14 protein-coding genes and 1 riboswitch are annotated in these 15,495 nt (G+C 59.3%); of the genes, 4 read left to right on the top strand and 10 right to left on the bottom strand.

Features of this window, described 5'->3' with window-relative positions:
* Window positions 1-71 precede the first annotated feature (71 nt).
* From E5K00_RS16125 to E5K00_RS16140, 4 genes are all read right to left on the bottom strand, one after another.
* Complete coding sequence (locus E5K00_RS16125) at window positions 72-1,352, bottom strand: homoserine dehydrogenase (RefSeq protein WP_135464339.1); 1,281 nt, start codon at window positions 1,350-1,352, stop codon at window positions 72-74.
* Entirely contained in the window at window positions 1,330-2,361 is a 1,032-nt protein-coding gene (locus E5K00_RS16130) for a homoserine O-acetyltransferase family protein (RefSeq protein ID WP_135464340.1), read from the bottom strand. Before E5K00_RS16130 ends, E5K00_RS16125 begins: the two co-directional genes overlap by 23 nt.
* A gap of 263 nt (window positions 2,362-2,624) precedes the next feature.
* Window positions 2,625-4,010, bottom strand: coding sequence for an O-acetylhomoserine aminocarboxypropyltransferase/cysteine synthase family protein (locus tag E5K00_RS16135; protein ID WP_135464341.1), 1,386 nt, complete (start codon window positions 4,008-4,010; stop codon window positions 2,625-2,627).
* A 379-nt stretch (window positions 4,011-4,389) separates the two neighbouring features.
* Window positions 4,390-4,502, bottom strand: a riboswitch (SAM riboswitch).
* Window positions 4,503-4,680: 178 nt separating this feature from the next.
* Window positions 4,681-4,986 (bottom strand): LysM peptidoglycan-binding domain-containing protein, encoded by a 306-nt coding sequence (locus tag E5K00_RS16140; RefSeq protein ID WP_135464342.1) that lies wholly within the window; start codon window positions 4,984-4,986, stop codon window positions 4,681-4,683.
* Window positions 4,987-5,208: 222 nt separating this feature from the next.
* Here E5K00_RS16140 and E5K00_RS16145 point away from each other — a divergent pair, with 222 nt between their 5' ends.
* Window positions 5,209-5,625, top strand: coding sequence for a hypothetical protein (locus E5K00_RS16145; RefSeq protein ID WP_135464343.1), 417 nt, complete (start codon window positions 5,209-5,211; stop codon window positions 5,623-5,625).
* A 79-nt stretch (window positions 5,626-5,704) separates the two neighbouring features.
* On the opposite strand, the gene E5K00_RS16150 is transcribed toward E5K00_RS16145, so the two are convergent.
* Window positions 5,705-6,772, bottom strand: a complete 1,068-nt coding sequence (locus E5K00_RS16150) for a lysylphosphatidylglycerol synthase transmembrane domain-containing protein (protein ID WP_135464344.1) — start codon at window positions 6,770-6,772, stop codon at window positions 5,705-5,707.
* Between the two features lie 334 nt (window positions 6,773-7,106).
* Here E5K00_RS16150 and dxs point away from each other — a divergent pair, with 334 nt between their 5' ends.
* Window positions 7,107-9,047: a 1-deoxy-D-xylulose-5-phosphate synthase gene (gene dxs / locus E5K00_RS16155; RefSeq protein ID WP_135464345.1), complete on the top strand. Its 1,941-nt coding sequence runs from the start codon at window positions 7,107-7,109 to the stop codon at window positions 9,045-9,047.
* Window positions 9,048-9,103: 56 nt separating this feature from the next.
* Here dxs and E5K00_RS16160 read toward each other — a convergent pair whose 3' ends face one another.
* From E5K00_RS16160 to E5K00_RS16170, 3 genes are all read right to left on the bottom strand, one after another.
* Window positions 9,104-9,403 (bottom strand): hypothetical protein, encoded by a 300-nt coding sequence (locus E5K00_RS16160; protein WP_135464346.1) that lies wholly within the window; start codon window positions 9,401-9,403, stop codon window positions 9,104-9,106.
* A 236-nt stretch (window positions 9,404-9,639) separates the two neighbouring features.
* A complete protein-coding gene (locus E5K00_RS16165; RefSeq protein ID WP_135464347.1) occupies window positions 9,640-10,881 on the bottom strand; it encodes an AAA family ATPase in 1,242 nt (413 codons plus the stop codon).
* Between the two features lie 98 nt (window positions 10,882-10,979).
* Window positions 10,980-11,666 carry a hypothetical protein gene (locus E5K00_RS16170; RefSeq protein ID WP_135464348.1) on the bottom strand — a complete coding sequence of 229 codons (687 nt, stop codon included), beginning with the start codon at window positions 11,664-11,666 and terminating at the stop codon, window positions 10,980-10,982.
* A gap of 581 nt (window positions 11,667-12,247) precedes the next feature.
* Between E5K00_RS16170 and E5K00_RS16175 the strand changes: the two genes are divergently transcribed.
* Both E5K00_RS16175 and E5K00_RS16180 read left to right on the top strand, forming a co-directional pair.
* Entirely contained in the window at window positions 12,248-12,787 is a 540-nt protein-coding gene (locus E5K00_RS16175) for a YceI family protein (RefSeq protein WP_135464349.1), read from the top strand.
* A 227-nt stretch (window positions 12,788-13,014) separates the two neighbouring features.
* Window positions 13,015-13,773: an alpha/beta fold hydrolase gene (locus E5K00_RS16180; protein ID WP_135464350.1), complete on the top strand. Its 759-nt coding sequence runs from the start codon at window positions 13,015-13,017 to the stop codon at window positions 13,771-13,773.
* A gap of 68 nt (window positions 13,774-13,841) precedes the next feature.
* Here the strand turns inward: E5K00_RS16180 and E5K00_RS16185 are convergent, their stop codons facing one another.
* The gene (locus E5K00_RS16185) at window positions 13,842-14,354 is read right to left on the bottom strand and encodes a peptidase associated/transthyretin-like domain-containing protein (protein ID WP_135464351.1); all 513 of its coding nucleotides are present in this window, start codon (window positions 14,352-14,354) and stop codon (window positions 13,842-13,844) included.
* Between the two features lie 128 nt (window positions 14,355-14,482).
* Window positions 14,483-15,481 (bottom strand): aspartate-semialdehyde dehydrogenase, encoded by a 999-nt coding sequence (locus E5K00_RS16190; RefSeq protein ID WP_135464352.1) that lies wholly within the window; start codon window positions 15,479-15,481, stop codon window positions 14,483-14,485.
* Between the last annotated feature and the right edge of the window lie 14 nt (window positions 15,482-15,495).

Raw genomic sequence — 15,495 nt, forward strand, 5'->3', positions numbered from 1 at the left:
TTGCGCCAGCATATGTTGCGCCCCCTGTGGGCCGCTAGCGTTCAGCCATGAAGCGGCAAAGGGCCGTGTCTCTATACCGCGCTGGCAGCTTCCAGCACTTCCGTCGCGTGAGTGGCGGGCCGCACGTTGCCGGTGCGGGCAATGAAGGCCCCGGCCGTGCGCAGCCGGTCCCGGTGCTGAATCAGGGCGTCGAGGGGCACGAAGCCCACGATGTAGCCGTCCTCGTCGGCCTCCTCGGTGATGTCGGTGAAGCCCAGCTGGTCGAGCAGCAACTCGTCGTCGGTGCGCAGGTAGATTTCGATTTCCAGGTCGGTGGTGTAAGTCAGCTCGGGTTGGGCCAGCTTGGCATAGGCGTAGCGCTGGTTGGCCCGCAGCGCGGCCAGGTCGGCCAGCACGGCCGAGCCGGTGGGATGCCCGCCCGCCCCGCGGCCCCGCAGAAACTGCGGGCCGGCAAACTCCGCCTCAATCACCACCCCGTTGAACTCGTCGTCGACGGCATACAGCGGCGAAGTCGGGTCTACGAGTTGGGGCGTCACGAGCACCGTGAGCTGCTGGTCGGGCAGCAGGTAGAGGCCGGCCACCACCTTGATTTTCTGGCCCGCCACGGCCGCGTAGGCAATGTCGGTGGCACTCACGTTTTCGATGCCCAGGTTCAGCACCTGCTCGGGCTGCAACAAGGCGCCGTAGGCGTGGGCGGCCAGAATCACGGCTTTGGAGCGAGGGTCGAAGGCGGCCATGTCCAGCGTGGGGTCGGTTTCGGCAAAGCCTTGCTGCTGGGCTTCCACCAGGGCCACGGCGTACTCCGAGGCGTCCTGGCCCATGCGCGTCAGCACGTAGTTCGACGAGCCGTTGACAATGCCGCTCACGCTGCGCAATGGCTCCTGCCCGAAATAGGCATCCAGCGTCCGGATAACCGGAATGCTGCCGCACACGGCGGCTTCGTAGAGGAGCGTGCCACCAAACTCCCGCTCCAGGGCAATCAGCTCGGGCAGGTGCTGGGCCACCATGGCCTTGTTGGCCGTTACCACGCGCCGACCCTGCCGCAGCGCGGTGCTCACCAGCCGGAAAGCTTCCCGGGCATCATCAATCACCTCGACCAGCACGTCCAGCTCGGGGTCGTGCAGCAGCTCGTCGGCCTGAAAGCTGAAGGCCTCGACCGGCAGGGAGCGGGGCTTGCCGGGGTTCTTGACGGCAATGCGGCGGATTTCGGCCCCAAAGCCGGGCCGCTGCCGCAGAATATCGTAGAGGCCCTGCCCCACGCAGCCGAAGCCGATGAGGCCCACGCGCAGGGGCGCGGCCAACGAAGCCGCCAGGGCCGATACAGCGAGGTTAGTGGACGAGAGTCGGGACATAAAACTGTTCTAAAAGCTGGGTGATTTGGCCGGTTTCAATCAGGAAACCGTCGTGGCCGAACTGCGAATCCATTTCAGCATAAGCCGCGCCCGGAATGTGGCGGGCCAGCAACTGCTGCTCACTGGGCGGAAACAGCACGTCGGAGCTGATGCTGATGACCAGCGTGCGGGCCCGGATCTGGCGTAGCGCGGTGGCTACGTCGCCCCGGCCCCGGCCCACGTGGTGCGTGTCCATCGTGCGCGACAGGGCCACGTAGCTGTAGGCGTTGAAGCGGGCCACAAGCTTGTCGCCCTGGTGCTGCTGGTAGGAGCTGGCCCGAAAGGCGTCGAGGCGCTCCGGGTCGGGCTCGGCCTGGGTGCGGCCGTAGGCCTCGTAGCTGCGGTAGCTGAGCAGGGCCGTGGCCCGGGCCGCCTTCAGGCCCCGCTGCCCGCCGGTGGGCGTGCCTTCGTGGTAGGTAGCATCGGCAAAAACGGCCAGGCGCTGGGCCTCGTTGAAGGCAATGCCCCAGGGCGAGTGTTGGGCGTTGGTCGCCAGCACCACTAGATGCGCAAACACCCCGGGTTGCTGAATGGCCCATTCCAGCGCCTGCTGCCCGCCCAAAGAGCCCCCAATCAGAGTATGAATCCGGGTCAGGCCCAGCTCCTGGCGCAGGGCCTCGTGGGCCGCCACCAGGTCCCGAATCGTGACCAGCGGAAACTGCTGATACAGCGGCTCCGCGGCGTTGCCGGTCGGAGTCAGCGGGCCGGTGCTGCCGTAGCACGAGCCCAGCACGTTGGCGCACACGATAAACCAGTCGGCCGGGTCGAAATAGTCGCCGGCCCCGAACAGGCCGGGCCACCAGCCCAGCACGTCGGCATTAGCCGTGAGGGCGTGGCACACCCACACCACGTTGTCGCGGGCGGCGTTCAGGGTGCCAAACGTCTGGTAGGCAATCTGCACCGGGGCCAGCGTCGCGCCGCTTTCCAGCACGAGTCCCGCCGACAGGTTCAACAGCCGTAAGTCAGTCATTGCAGTAGGTAGTTTGCGGCTGCCAGCCCGGCAAGGGGCGGCAGGCGTTGAGTTCAGTACAATAGCACGCGGGCTGAACCGGTCGGGCCGCTCTCATCAGTCCCACCCAATGAAGAACGTGCGGACCGGGGCCGGCTCAGCCCGGGCTATTGCGGAATGGTCAGGATGATTCCTCTCTCACAACTCCTCATCCTGCCACCCATTGCGCTGCCGTAGCTGGAGTGGGCCGGCACTCTCGCTGCCGGCCCTGTCTCCTCTCTACTTTAGACCTCCAGCGGGGCAGCGTGTTCTACTTCGGGCTGCACCACGGTGTCCTCGTCGTCATCGGAGGTCGTGGGAGCCGCGTTGCGCACGGCGTCGAAGGCCTGGGCCAGATCCGCGCGGATATCGTCGAAATGTTCAATGCCAACCGACAGGCGCAAGGAGGTGGGCGTCACGCCGGCGGCGCGCTGCTCTTCCTCGGAAAGCTGCTGGTGGGTAGTGGCCGAGGGCTGAATAATCAGCGTCTTGGCGTCGCCCACGTTGGCCAAATGGCTTACCAGCTTCAGGTTGTCGATAAACTGGGTGGCCGTTTCCTTGCTGCCCTTGATGCTGAAAGTCAGCACGCCGCCGTAGCCGCGCTTGAGGTATTTCTGGGCCAGGGCGTGGTAGGGGCTGCTCTTCAGGCCCGGATAATTCACACTTTCTACCTGCGGGTGCTGCTCCAGCCAGGTCGCAATGCGCAGGGCGTTTTCCACGGTGCGGTCGACGCGCAAACTCAGGGTTTCGAGGCCGATGAGCAGCTGCCAGGAGTTGAAGGGGCTGATGGCCGGGCCGAAGTCGCGCAGGCCTTCCACCCGGGCCCGAATGATAAAGGCAATGTTGCCAAACGGCCCGTTCTTGCCGAATACGTCGTTGAATACCAGGCCGTGGTAGCCTTCCGAGGGCTCGGTGAACTGCGGAAACTTGCCGTTGCCGAAGTCGTACTTGCCGCCGTCCACAATCACGCCGCCGATGCTGGTGCCGTGCCCGCCAATCCACTTCGTGGCCGACTCCACCACGATGTGGGCGCCGTGCTCCAGGGGCCGGAACAGGTAGCCGCCCGCCCCGAAGGTATTGTCCACAATCAGCGGCAAATCGTGCTTGTCGGCAATGGCGGCAATCCGCTCGAAGTCCGGAATGCTGAAGCTGGGGTTGCCGATGGTTTCGAGGTAGATGGCCTTGGTGTTTTCGTCAATCAGGGCCTCAAAGCTGGCCGGGTTGTCGCCGTCGGCAAAGCGCACCTCGATGCCCAGGCGCTTGAAGGCCACTTTAAACTGGTTGTAAGTGCCCCCGTAGAGGTGGGAGCTGCTCACGAAATTGTCGCCGGCCTGCAGAATGTTGTTCAGAGCAATGAACTGCGCCGCCTGCCCCGAGCCCGTGGCGAGGGCGGCCACGCCGCCTTCCAGGGCCGCCACGCGCTGCTCAAACACGTCGGTGGTGGGGTTCATCAGCCGGGTGTAGATGTTGCCAAATTCCTTCAGGGCAAACAGGTTGGCCCCGTGTTCGGCGTTCTTGAACACGTAGGAAGTGGTCTGGTACAGCGGCACGGCGCGGGCACCGGTAACGGGGTCGGGCTGCTGGCCGGCGTGGAGTTGCAGGGTCTCGAATTGCAGGGCTTGCGTAGACATGATGAGGCTGGTTTAGGAAATTCCGGGGAATTAAGTTTCAGGTAATCAGTAGCTTGGGCGCCAAACGGCGGCTGCCGCAAGTGCTTCCGGGCCCTGACGAGGGCGACGGCGAAGCGTAGGCCAAACCCTGCGACGAGACGCACCACGGGTGGCTTCGAACGGCGGGGAGGCAGGAAAAAAGGAGGGAGGGGGAGAAGCTAGGCGCTCAGCGGCCGGCTAGCAACAGCAACAACACGGGGTGCAACAGCACAGGCGCATTCGGCCGGCCGGCACAGCGGCGACGAAAGCACGAAAACCCATCGGCAGTTCAGCGGGCCCGGGGGCGGCGGAAGCGGATGGGGCAAAAAAGAAGGATGCGGGGGCGTTTTCCATGGTACTCGACTTATAGCTCCCGCCGGCCTTACGCCTTGCGGGCAGGAATTGGCACCTTTCATCAGATGAAGGTTGCCAGCGGGTCAGGGAGCCTGTTCTCTCGCCGCTTCTGTATAAATTCTTTCAAACTGTCCCATCGTTCTGGGAGAGTACCGGGTTGGTGACTGCAAATGTACAGCTGGAATTGAAAAGACCAAATCCCGCAAAAAGTTTTTTTATTCTTGCCAAAAATCAAGACCAGAAAAAACGCCGCCCGAAGCTCGGGCGGCGTTTCCAACCTTTTTCTGCAAAAAAGGACCTAAAGGGTAGGGAGCGTCAGCTGCTGGCCCACTTCGATATGGTCGGGGTTCGCGCCGATAATGGCTTTGTTGGCTTCGTATATCTGGTGCCACTTGGAGGCGTCGCCGTAGTGGTGCTTGGCAATCTTGGAAAGCGAGTCGCCGCTGACAACCGTATAAGAGTCGCCTTTTGCGGCGGCGGGTTGCGTGGTGGCCGCGCCGGGGGCGGCATTGCCGAAGAAGTCCGTGCCGCCGGTTTGGGGCTTGGCAGCGGGTTGAACAGGTTTTTCTTCGCCTTTATTGCTGAGGAAATCAAACAGTCCCATGAGTGTGTGTTGGTTAGAGTGAGGAGGAGATGGTGCCGGATGTGCCTGAAGGCCACGGCATCAGAGCATCTTACGCCCTTGTTTTAAATTGGTTGTACTGGCATCAGGCCCAGCCGTTGGCAGCTTAACCCTTTCGCCTTTGCCGCGTAAGAACCGCAACGCTGGCCGCCGTAGCGCGGCTGGCAACTGGTTTTACTCCTCCTTCCAAACCCCTTCTTTCTCATGAAAAATCTCCCCACTTCCTTCCGCTTGCTCACCGGCCTGCTGACGCTGGTTGTTCTGTTTCTGGCCTCTTGCGGTAGCAAGGAAGGCAAAGTCGAAGGCGTCAACATGCTCTACGGTACCGAGAGCAAAGTCTGGAAAACCGACAAGGAGCTCAGTGTCGGCGGCGACAAAGTGAAGCAAACCGACGCGCAGGAAGACGAGCGAATTACGTTTTTCGCCAACGGCCAGTACAACATGACCTCGCCCGCCGGGGCCGTCAATGGCAAGTACACCTTCGACCAGCCCAACAAGAAAATCATGCTGACCCCCGACGGCGCTACCACCAGCAACAGCTTCGATGTGGTAACGCTGACCGACGACAAGCTCACGCTGAAAAGCCCCGAGGGCGCCGAGCTGCGCCTGGAAAAGGAGTAGCTTAGCCTCCGCACTATACAAAAAAGGCCCTTCCGCACCGCGCGGAAGGGCCTTTTTTGTGTCGGCTGCAAGTGGCTTGCTACGGGTGCTTGTGGCCGGCAAAAACCCGACCCACCCAACGCGGCAGAAACACCGCGCCCAGCACCAGATACAGATAGTACGTGACGATGCGGTAGAGCAGCACCACGAAGTTGGTCATGGTGGGCGTACCGATAAACTTGCCGAAGAAGGTGGGAAAAGCGCCTTCGGCAATGCCGGCCCCGCCGGGCGTAATGGCCAATAGCAGAATGACTTTGTAGGTGAGGTTGCGGCCGAAAATCAGCAGGAACTCGTCCCAGCTCACGTTGACGAAGGCCGCAATGATGCAGCCGATAACCAGGTAGCGGGCCGTCCAGACGAAGAACGTGGAGCCGATGGCCCGCAGCCAGTAGCCGGCTCCGTTGCCGCGCAGCTGGGCCGAGGCCCACACCACCTCGTTGCCGTGCTGATAGGCCTTGGCCCGCCACCGCCGCAGCCCCCGCAGGGAAAACAGCCGCACCATCAGCCGCTTCACCGACTGCGGATTAACGAAAATGGCGTACAGCATCAGCAGCGCGTAGAGCGTCACCAGCACGTAGCTCACCACGAATGCTACTTTGAGCGTAGTCACCAGCCCGCCCTGCAGGGCCTCGTGCGGGTACAGCGCGTTGCCGGCCAGCCACACCACCAAAGGCACCGTCACGACGTAGTAGACGTTGTCGAGCAGGGCCGTGACCATCACGTAGGCCATCGACTTTCCCAGAGAAATACCTTCCTTATTGAGAATAAACGAGGCCACGGCCGTGCCGCCCACGGCCGAGGGCAGCACGCAGGACGCAAATTCCCAGATCATAATCACGTCCAGGCTCTGCCGCCAGCTCAGCACCCGCTCCGAAATGTGCCGAATGCGGTAGACGTAGCCCAGGTCGCGGGCCAGCAGCACGGCCAGCGTGATGAGCAGCCAGTGCACTTTGGCGTCGGCCAGCGGGGCCAGGTCGCCGGGCCGGTAGCTGCGCCAGAACATAAACCCGACCACGCTCAGCCCGATCAGCACCGGCAGCACGATGCGCGACGGTTTGAGCTTGTCGAGAAGCTGCTGCTCCTGATTGTTCTGCTGGGTGAGCGGCATGAGAAAGGAAGAGGGTGGAGAAGGCAAAAATAGACATTAATTAAGCCTCGCCACGTTAAACTCGGATGAAGAGGAGCACGGGGCCGGAAAGTTGCACGTAGCCCGCCCGGCCCCGCCAGCTTTGCCCGAATGAGGCAAGCCGGATACTTTCCGGCACCAATAGCACCCTGCCAAGCTGCGGTATTACCGCTGCCGGACGGCTGGGGCTACAACCGGTACCTGTGAAAAGTCGTACCTTTGCCCGTTACAGGTGGTGAAGTTTCCGAAAGGCTTAACCTTTAGGCTCCTCTGTCTGTTGCCTTGCTGAACCTCTCCTCCTTGCCCTCTTTCGAAGATGATTGTCGAACCCGGTGAATTGCTGGCGGCTATAAACTCGCCCGACGACCTAAAAAAGCTCAGTGAAGACCAACTGGTGCAAGTCAGCCAGGAGCTTCGACAGTTTATTATCGATTCCGTGTCTATCTACGGCGGCCACTTCGGGGCTTCGCTGGGCGTGGTAGAGCTGACGGTAGCCCTGCACTACGTCTTTAACACGCCCTACGACCAGCTGGTGTGGGACGTGGGCCACCAGGCCTACGGCCACAAGATCCTGACCGGGCGGCGCGACCGGTTCCCCACGAACCGACGCTACGGCGGCATGTCGGGCTTCCCCAAGCGCAAGGAGAGTGAGTACGACGCCTTCGGGGTGGGCCACAGCTCCACCAGCATCGGGGCCGCCCTGGGCATGGCCGTAGCCTCCGATTACAAAGGCGAGAAAGACCGGCAGCACATTGCCGTTATCGGCGACGGGGCCATGACGGCCGGTATGGCCTTCGAGGCCCTGAACCACGCCGGCGTGGCCAACTCCAACCTGCTGGTTATCCTCAACGACAACTGCATGAGCATCGACCCCAACGTGGGCGCGCTCAAGGAGTACTTGACCGATATTACCACCTCCCGCACCTACAACAAGGTGCGCGACGAGCTGTGGAACGTGCTGGGCAAGCTCAGCAAGTTCGGCCCCAACCCCCAGCAGATTGCCCGCAAGGTAGAGTCGGCCATGAAGGCCACGCTGCTCAAACAAAGCAACCTGTTCGAGGCCCTGAACTTCCGCTACTTCGGCCCCGTCGATGGGCACGACGTGCAGCACCTGGCTACCATTCTCCAGGATCTGAAAAGCATTCCGGGTCCCAAAATCCTGCACTGCGTGACGGTAAAGGGCAAAGGCTACGCCCTGGCCGAGAAAGACCAGACCCTGTGGCACGCACCCGGCCTGTTCGATAAGATTACCGGCGAGATTCACAAGAAAACCTACGAGAAGCCCCAGCCGCCCAAGTACCAGGACGTATTCGGGCACACGATGGTGGAGCTGGCCGAGCAGAACGCCAAGGTGATGGGCGTGACGCCCGCCATGCCCTCGGGCTGCTCCCTGAACATTATGATGAAGGCCATGCCCGACCGCGCCTTCGACGTGGGCATTGCCGAGCAGCACGCCGTGACCTTCTCGGCTGGCTTGGCTACCCAGGGCCTGGTGCCATTCTGCAACATCTACTCGTCCTTTATGCAGCGCGCCTACGACCAGGTGCTGCACGACGTGGCCCTGCAGGATCTGAACGTGGTGTTCTGCCTCGACCGGGCCGGTTTTGCCGGCGCCGACGGCCCTACCCACCACGGCTGCTACGACATTGCCTACATGCGCTGCATTCCGAACATGGTGGTAGCCGCCCCCATGAACGAGGAGGAGCTGCGCAACCTGATGTATACCGCCCAGCTGCCCGATATGGGGCCGTTCAGCATCCGCTACCCCCGCGGGGAGGGCGTGATGCCCGAGTGGCGCACCCCGTTCAAGAAAATTGCCGTGGGCACCGGCCGCGTGGTGCGCGAAGGGGAGGGCGTCGCCATCCTGACCATCGGCCACATCGGTAACTACGCCGTGAAGGCCACCCAGCAGCTGGCCGCCGAAGGCCTGAGCGTGGGCCACTTCGATATGCGCTTCGCCAAGCCCCTCGACGAGGAAATGCTGGCCGCCGCCCTGAGCCAGTACAAAGCCATTGTGACCGTGGAAGACGGCTGCCTGCAGGGCGGCTTCGGCGCGGCCATCCTGGAGTTCATGGCCGACCACGGCTACTCGGTGCCCGTCAAGCGCCTCGGCATCCCGGACCGCGTAGTGGAGCACGGCACCCAGGATGAGCTCTACAAAGAGTGCGGCTTCGACGCCGACGGTATTGCCGCCGCCGTACGCGAGATGCACGGCAAAGTAGCCGCCAAGGCCGCCGTAGAATCAGTGATTCTGTAAGAAGATTTAACAACAGAAAAGCCCCGCCGGACGAATCCGGCGGGGCTTTTCTGTTGTTAAATAGATCTAGACTTAGTGACTTTGAATCGCACGTTGAGGGTTGGGAAAGCTGTTTTCAAGCGGTCCTTTGCAGCTTGCATAGAAATTGTATTCAGTGGACGCTGCAAATGCCGACTTACAAAGGCTACTGCTTCGATCTTCGTATCGGCAAGAAAAACGCCGTGTCGTTCGAAACGCCGAATAGTGGGAATAAGCTGATCTAATGCTTGGCGCATTCGAGCCGGAACTTTGGTATTACGGCCAACAGGCATACCAAGCTTAAACTCAATAAAGACAATAGTTTCGTTCCAGAACACTGCATAGTCGCAACGTTTAGGAGACTTGGAGGTAGGATATAAACAGCCATCTACACTGATAGTATAGAAGTCTCGTCCTGTTGGGTTGTTGATTTCGAAGTCTAGATTAGGGTCGCGCTTCCCGGTGCGGTAAAGCGCTGTTTTCCTAATTGGACAGTCGAATACCCGCCGAACTGTTCGGGTATGATGGACAATGCATACAGAACTATGCGGGTAAGCTCTTTCTATCCGGCTCTTCATTTCTTTGCCGACTTAGCTTTGGCTAAAGTTTTCTTCTCAGGTACTCGTAGGTCAGTTAGGCGGTCAAAGATGTCAGCGAATTCTCCCGATACTTCGTCTAATTGGCTTTCGCTCAATAACCCGGTTTTATCATCAAAGATGGATTTAACACCCCCGCCAGCAACGTAATAAGCACTGAATTCTCTAGGACTTACCCAGTATTTTTCAGGGATGAGTTTGTTTACTTTCCTCGCTTGATGTGGAAAAAGCTCTTTAATCTTGTGTGCATACAAACAAAGGTTAAGAGCCGCTAATACATATGGGCTATGAGTTGTAATAGTAAGAGCATTGTTACCTTGTGTACACTTTTCAAGTAAAGTGTACACTAAATCCCTTTGAGCAGTGGGATAAAGATTAAGTTCTGGTTCTTCAATAATAAAACTTTGTGTCTGGTCACTGTCTTGTAATAAATGCGTTAACAATACAAGAAGAGGAGTAACAGATTGAATCCCGCTTGCTGTTTCAAAAAGCCTTAAGGGTTCCTCTCTCTCTGGTATTTTTATATAATCCTGCCCATTGATATGTAAGTATTTTACATCGAAAAAATCGATATTTAGTTCTGGTACATACTTGCGTGAAGTGGAGAAGCTGTTAGCAAAGTTAAGTATCTGTTTTGGGAGTCCTATATCATCTCGCATCAAACCAGCCCATGAATACTCAATAGCAGGTACAAAACTTCTCTCTGAAGGAATGTAACTAGGCCTGTAAGGTGCTATTCCTGCTTTGTATATAGGTGCGAAAATATTTTCAGTAATCAATTTATCAAGTTCATTCTTGAGAAAATCTATATCTTCTTTTATCTCCAAATTAATATTTTGCTCTGTGACGATATTTTGAAGCCTATGTACTAGGTTCTTTATTAAGGCGTCATTAGTATCTTCTGTTATAGAATCTATTTTATTCTTTAACGATTCACTAACGCCTATTTTGTCATTCATTATTAATATGCTATCATTGTTATTTTCCCATGTTATGTGTGTATTCGTTTGGAAATAAGTCTTGATGGAGTAGTTTGCAAAGAATTCGAATTCTTTTCCTTCTGATGCGGAATAAAATTCAGGGTCCTTTAATATAGCCGCCAACTTCGCCAGCGTACTCTTCCCTCCACCCGTCGGGCCGATAAACACCGTCACCTTTTTAAAGTCCACGGTGGCATCTTTGATGGGGCCGAAATTCTTGACGATTAGCTGCTCATTCATAACTCAGAAGGAAAAGGGGAATACCCAAAGGTAAACAAACAACAAGGCCGTTGCTCTTCTCTGGGAGCAACGGCCTTTTTTACGCGGAACCCTACCGCTTAGTACGACTTGCGCTGGAAGCCCCAGGCCAGAAGCTGGGCCTTGTACTCCTTCTTGGCGGGGTAGTTGGCGTCGAGGGCTTTGGCCAGGCTGCTCAGCACGGTGGTTACATAGGAGCGCATCGAGTCTTTGGTGGCCACGGCGGTAGCGACGCTACTGTCGGTGAGAGTGAGCTGGTTTACCAGCTCGGCGTAGCGGGTGGCAATGGGTTGCCAGAAGGCGGTGCCGTAGTCGCCGTCGTCAATCTTTTCGGCTTTGAGACCAGCCAACAGCGTTTGCAGTGCCCCGATGCGCCGGGTCCGTTCCCGGTCGAGGATGTAGCTGCCGTGGAACTTGCCGATACCCAGCGCTGGGTAGTGCGCCGGGGCACTTTTCTTGTCGTACTTGTCGATGAGGCGGTTTTTGACGCGGTATAGATTTTCGTCAATCTGCGCGTCGAGGGTCAGCAGGTCGTCGGCCCCGATGGGGCGGGTACTGCCTGCCTGCTGCCGCGACGCCACGGCAGCCTGATAGGCCTGGGCCTGGGTCCGAAACTCGGCCGCCTTCACGAAACGCAGCGTCAGCCAAGATTCATCCAGCCAGTGGTCGGCTGCGAAAACAGCCAGCTCCGCCAACTGCTGGTCACTGTCGGGCAGCAACGGTGTCTTGCGCGGCTTGGCAGAGGCGGTAGGAGTAGGGGTAAGCATAAGAATACAAGTGAAAAGTGAATAATGCGCGGAAGGTAGAAGAAATGTCGAGCTTCTGGATAAGTGCCTGGTAAAAAGATACTAGCCAGCCACGTCCTGGTAATCTACTATGGCATTCCGACGGAAAGAAAGGCCGAGTTCGGGCACGAAGCAAGCCTCCCCGCGTGTGGACAGGCGCTCTTTGTATTCGAAGAAGCGGTTCCGACACGCCGGGGAGGCTTCTTCGTGCTCTGCGAAGCTCTTTCCACTTGCGGGGAGGGCTTCATAGAAGATGCAGCGGCACAATGTTGCCGCTCACAGAATGGTAAAAAGAATAATGCCGAGCGCCGGACCGGTACAGTGGTGGGAAAAGAAAGAATAGGCCTAAGCCCGGCCGGTAGGCAGGGGCGAGGGTAGAGCGGCTATTGAGTACCCCGGCAAAAGAGGAGACGTGAATGAACCAAACAAAAATAAATGATGTAGGTACATTGATGTATGTACACTATTTGTATATTTGCATCAGTACTCCGCCGCCGCCGGCCCCGGCTACCGGCGCGGAACCCGTAGCAACCGACATCAACCACTTCTTATTTCACCGCATCATGGCCACTACCAAATGGGCGCTCGACCCCACCCACTCCGAAGTTCAGTTCAAGGTAAAACACCTCGTTATTTCGACCGTTACGGGCTCGTTTAAGAAGTTCGAGGGCGAAGCCGAAACCGACGGGGACTCGTTCGAAAACGCCCACGTGCGCTTCTCGGCCGACATCAGCAGCATCGACACCAACCAGGAGCAGCGCGACGAGCACCTGAAAAGCGCCGAGTTCTTCGACGCGGCCACCTACCCGCAGCTGACCTTCGTCTCGACCTCGTTTGAGAAGACGGGCGGCTCGGACTACAAGCTGACCGGCGACCTGACGATTCACGGCGTGACCAAGCCCGTGACCTTCGACGTGGAGTACGGCGGCAGCGCCGGCGACTTCTACGGCAACACCAAGGCGGGCTTCGAAGTGACGGGCAAAATCAACCGCAAAGACTTTGGCTTGACCTGGAACGGCGTTACTGAGGCCGGCTCCATTGTGGTCAGCGAAGACGTGAAGCTGATGGCCAGCCTGCAGTTCAGCAAGCCGGCCCAGGCGTAAAAGGAACCCCCGGGCGCCGGGCCCGGCCCGCGGATCTGCCCCGCCGGCGTGGTGCCGCGCCCCTCGTATTGAAGCCGAAGTAGCCTGTGCTGCTTCGGCTTCGCTGCGTTTAGGCTGTAGAGACGCATATTTGCGTCTCAATCGTTGCTGACGTTGCTCACGGCGCGTTTAATCGTTCAACGATTGAGACGCAAGTATGCGTCTCTACACTGTTCTTTGCCCTTGTTATGCCCCACCAACCCACCCTCGTCTTCCTGCACGGCTTCGCCGAAAGCCGCGAAATCTGGACCGACTTCTGCCGCGACCTGCCCGCCGAATACCGCGTTATCAGCCTGAACCTGCTGGGCCACGGCACCAACATCCACGACGTGCGCGACTACTCGATGGAGGCCCAGGCCCGCTACGTAGCCGAGAAGCTGCGGGCCGCCGCGGTGGAAAAAGCCCTGCTCGTGGGCCACAGCATGGGCGGCTACGTGGCCCTGGCCTTCGCCGAGCGGTGGCCCGAGCGGGTGGCTGGCCTGTGTTTGCTCAACTCCTCGGCCTACGCCGACTCGGAGGAGAAAAAGGCCAGCCGCGAAAAGAACGTGGCCTTCGTGGAGCGGCACGGGGTGGAGAAGTTCATGGAATCGTTTATCCGGCCCCTGTTTGCCCCGGTGCACCGCGAGGCCCTGAGTGCGCAGCGGGAGTTTCTGGAGGAAATCGGCAAGGCCACGCCCCCGGAAACCATCGTGGGCGGCATGCGGGCCATGGCCGCCCGCCCCGACCGGACGCCGGTGCTGCGCGGGGCCAAGTTTCCGGTGCAGTTTATCGTGGGCAAGGAGGACGTGGCCGTGCCCCTGGAGCAGTCGGTGGCCCAGGCCCACCTGGCCCCGGTGAGCTACGCGCTGTTTCTGGCCGACGTCGGGCACCTGGCCTACTACGAAAAGCCGCGGGAAGTGCGCCAGGCCGTGCTCGACTTTGCCGGGGCGGTGTTTCAGCCGCAGTAGCCGGAGCCGTTGCAGTACAAAAAAAGCCCCGGCGGTCCGGGGCTTTTTTTTGTGGGAGTCGGGGCTGCTTACTGCTTGGTGGGCAGCGGCTGCATCTTCTCGCGCAGCGGCAGCGGCACGTCCTCAATCGAGACAATCTGGAGGCTGCCGTCCTGGGTCGGCGCCAGGCCCTGCCCGCCGGTTACCAGCGTGCCCTGCACTTCCTTGTCGGTGATGCGATACATAGCGCCGGTCAGCGGGTCGACGATCAGCATGCCGATAACGCCGCCGAAGAGCAGGTTGCCCAGGTACCAGCCGTTGAAATCGGCGGTAATGGTCGTGGTTTTGGGCTCGTAGCCGGCCAGGGAAAACTTAATCGTGTATTCCTGCTTCTGGAAATAGCCGGCGCCCGGTTTCAGCTGCACGGCCGAGGGCGTTACGCCGGTGAATACTTCCTTGCCGTCAATGTCGGTGACGGTAAACGTGGCCCCCGGAGGCTGGCTGGTAATGCTGACCGGGTAGCGGGGCTTGCTGACGATGGTCGCGCAGCTGTTGCTCAGCAGTAGGGTGGTAGCTAACGCAAGGGGTAAAGGTATGCGCATAGAAATAGGAGGGAAAAAGAAGTGAATGACAGCCCTTTGCATTGTTCACACAAAAGCGGCAGCGAAAGATAACTGCTTTCCCTGCCGCTTTCCGCGCGTACTGACAATAAAGTGCTGAATAATCCGGCTTACGCCTTCAGCAAACCCAGCTGAATCATGTGCTCGGCAATCTGGACGGCGTTGGTGGCGGCACCCTTGCGCAGGTTGTCGGCCACCACCCACATGTTCAGGGTGCGGGGCTGGCTTTCGTCGCGGCGCAGGCGGCCCACCAGCACGGCGTCTTTGCCGTGGGCATCCTTGGGCATGGGGTAGCTGTTCCGGGTCACGTCGTCGACGACTTCCACGCCCTCGGTTTCGCGCAGGATGCGGTACACGTCGGCCAGCTCGTATTCCTTTTCAAACTCCACGTTGACGGCTTCCGAGTGGCCGCCCATCACGGGAATGCGCACGGCGGTGGCCGTCACCTGGATGGAGTCGTCGCCGAGGATTTTCTTGGTTTCCTTCACCATCTTCATTTCCTCCTTGGTGTAGCCGTTGTCCTCGAACACGTCGATGTGGGGCAGCACGTTCAGGTCGATGCGGTGGGGGTAGGCGGGGTTGGAAGCCGTTTGGCCGGCGCGCTCTTCCAGCATCTGGTCCACGGCCTTTTTGCCGGTGCCCGTCACGCTCTGGTAGGTGCTCACCACGATGCGCTTGATTTTGTAGGCCTCGTGGAGCTTGTGCAACGACAGCACCATCTGGATGGTGGAGCAGTTGGGGTTGGCAATAATCTTGTCGTCCGCAGTCAGCTCCTTGGCGTTGATTTCGGGCACGACCAGCTTCTTGGTGGGGTCCATGCGCCAGGCCGAGGAGTTGTCGATAACCACGGTGCCGACTTCGGCGAAGCGCGGGGCCTGCTCCTTGGAGGTGCTGCCGCCGGCCGAGAAGATGGCCACGTCGGGGCGGGCCGCAATGGCGTCGTCCATGCTGATGACGTGGTAGGTTTTGCCCTGAAACTCAATGGGCAGGCCCACGGATTTCTCCGAGGCCACCGGCAGCAGCTCCGTGACCGGGAAATTCCGCTCGGCCAGTACTTTCAACATTTCGCCCCCGACCAGACCGGTGGCACCTACTACGGCTACTTTCATGGCAATTAGAGAAA

The sequence above is a fragment of the Hymenobacter aquaticus genome (assembly GCF_004765605.1).
GTDB lineage: Bacteria > Bacteroidota > Bacteroidia > Cytophagales > Hymenobacteraceae > Hymenobacter > Hymenobacter aquaticus.

Coding starts and splice junctions, on each gene's coding strand:
- E5K00_RS16165 (WP_135464347.1), bottom strand. CDS start 10,881: ATGAATGAGCAGCTAATCGTCAAGAATTTCGGCCCCATCAAAGATGCC.
- E5K00_RS16145 (WP_135464343.1), top strand. CDS start 5,209: ATGAAAAATCTCCCCACTTCCTTCCGCTTGCTCACCGGCCTGCTGACG.
- E5K00_RS16140 (WP_135464342.1), bottom strand. CDS start 4,986: ATGGGACTGTTTGATTTCCTCAGCAATAAAGGCGAAGAAAAACCTGTT.
- E5K00_RS16125 (WP_135464339.1), bottom strand. CDS start 1,352: ATGTCCCGACTCTCGTCCACTAACCTCGCTGTATCGGCCCTGGCGGCT.
- E5K00_RS16175 (WP_135464349.1), top strand. CDS start 12,248: ATGGCCACTACCAAATGGGCGCTCGACCCCACCCACTCCGAAGTTCAG.
- E5K00_RS16170 (WP_135464348.1), bottom strand. CDS start 11,666: ATGCTTACCCCTACTCCTACCGCCTCTGCCAAGCCGCGCAAGACACCG.
- dxs (WP_135464345.1), top strand. CDS start 7,107: ATGATTGTCGAACCCGGTGAATTGCTGGCGGCTATAAACTCGCCCGAC.
- E5K00_RS16180 (WP_135464350.1), top strand. CDS start 13,015: ATGCCCCACCAACCCACCCTCGTCTTCCTGCACGGCTTCGCCGAAAGC.
- E5K00_RS16135 (WP_135464341.1), bottom strand. CDS start 4,010: ATGTCTACGCAAGCCCTGCAATTCGAGACCCTGCAACTCCACGCCGGC.
- E5K00_RS16190 (WP_135464352.1), bottom strand. CDS start 15,481: ATGAAAGTAGCCGTAGTAGGTGCCACCGGTCTGGTCGGGGGCGAAATG.
- E5K00_RS16130 (WP_135464340.1), bottom strand. CDS start 2,361: ATGACTGACTTACGGCTGTTGAACCTGTCGGCGGGACTCGTGCTGGAA.
- E5K00_RS16150 (WP_135464344.1), bottom strand. CDS start 6,772: ATGCCGCTCACCCAGCAGAACAATCAGGAGCAGCAGCTTCTCGACAAG.
- E5K00_RS16185 (WP_135464351.1), bottom strand. CDS start 14,354: ATGCGCATACCTTTACCCCTTGCGTTAGCTACCACCCTACTGCTGAGC.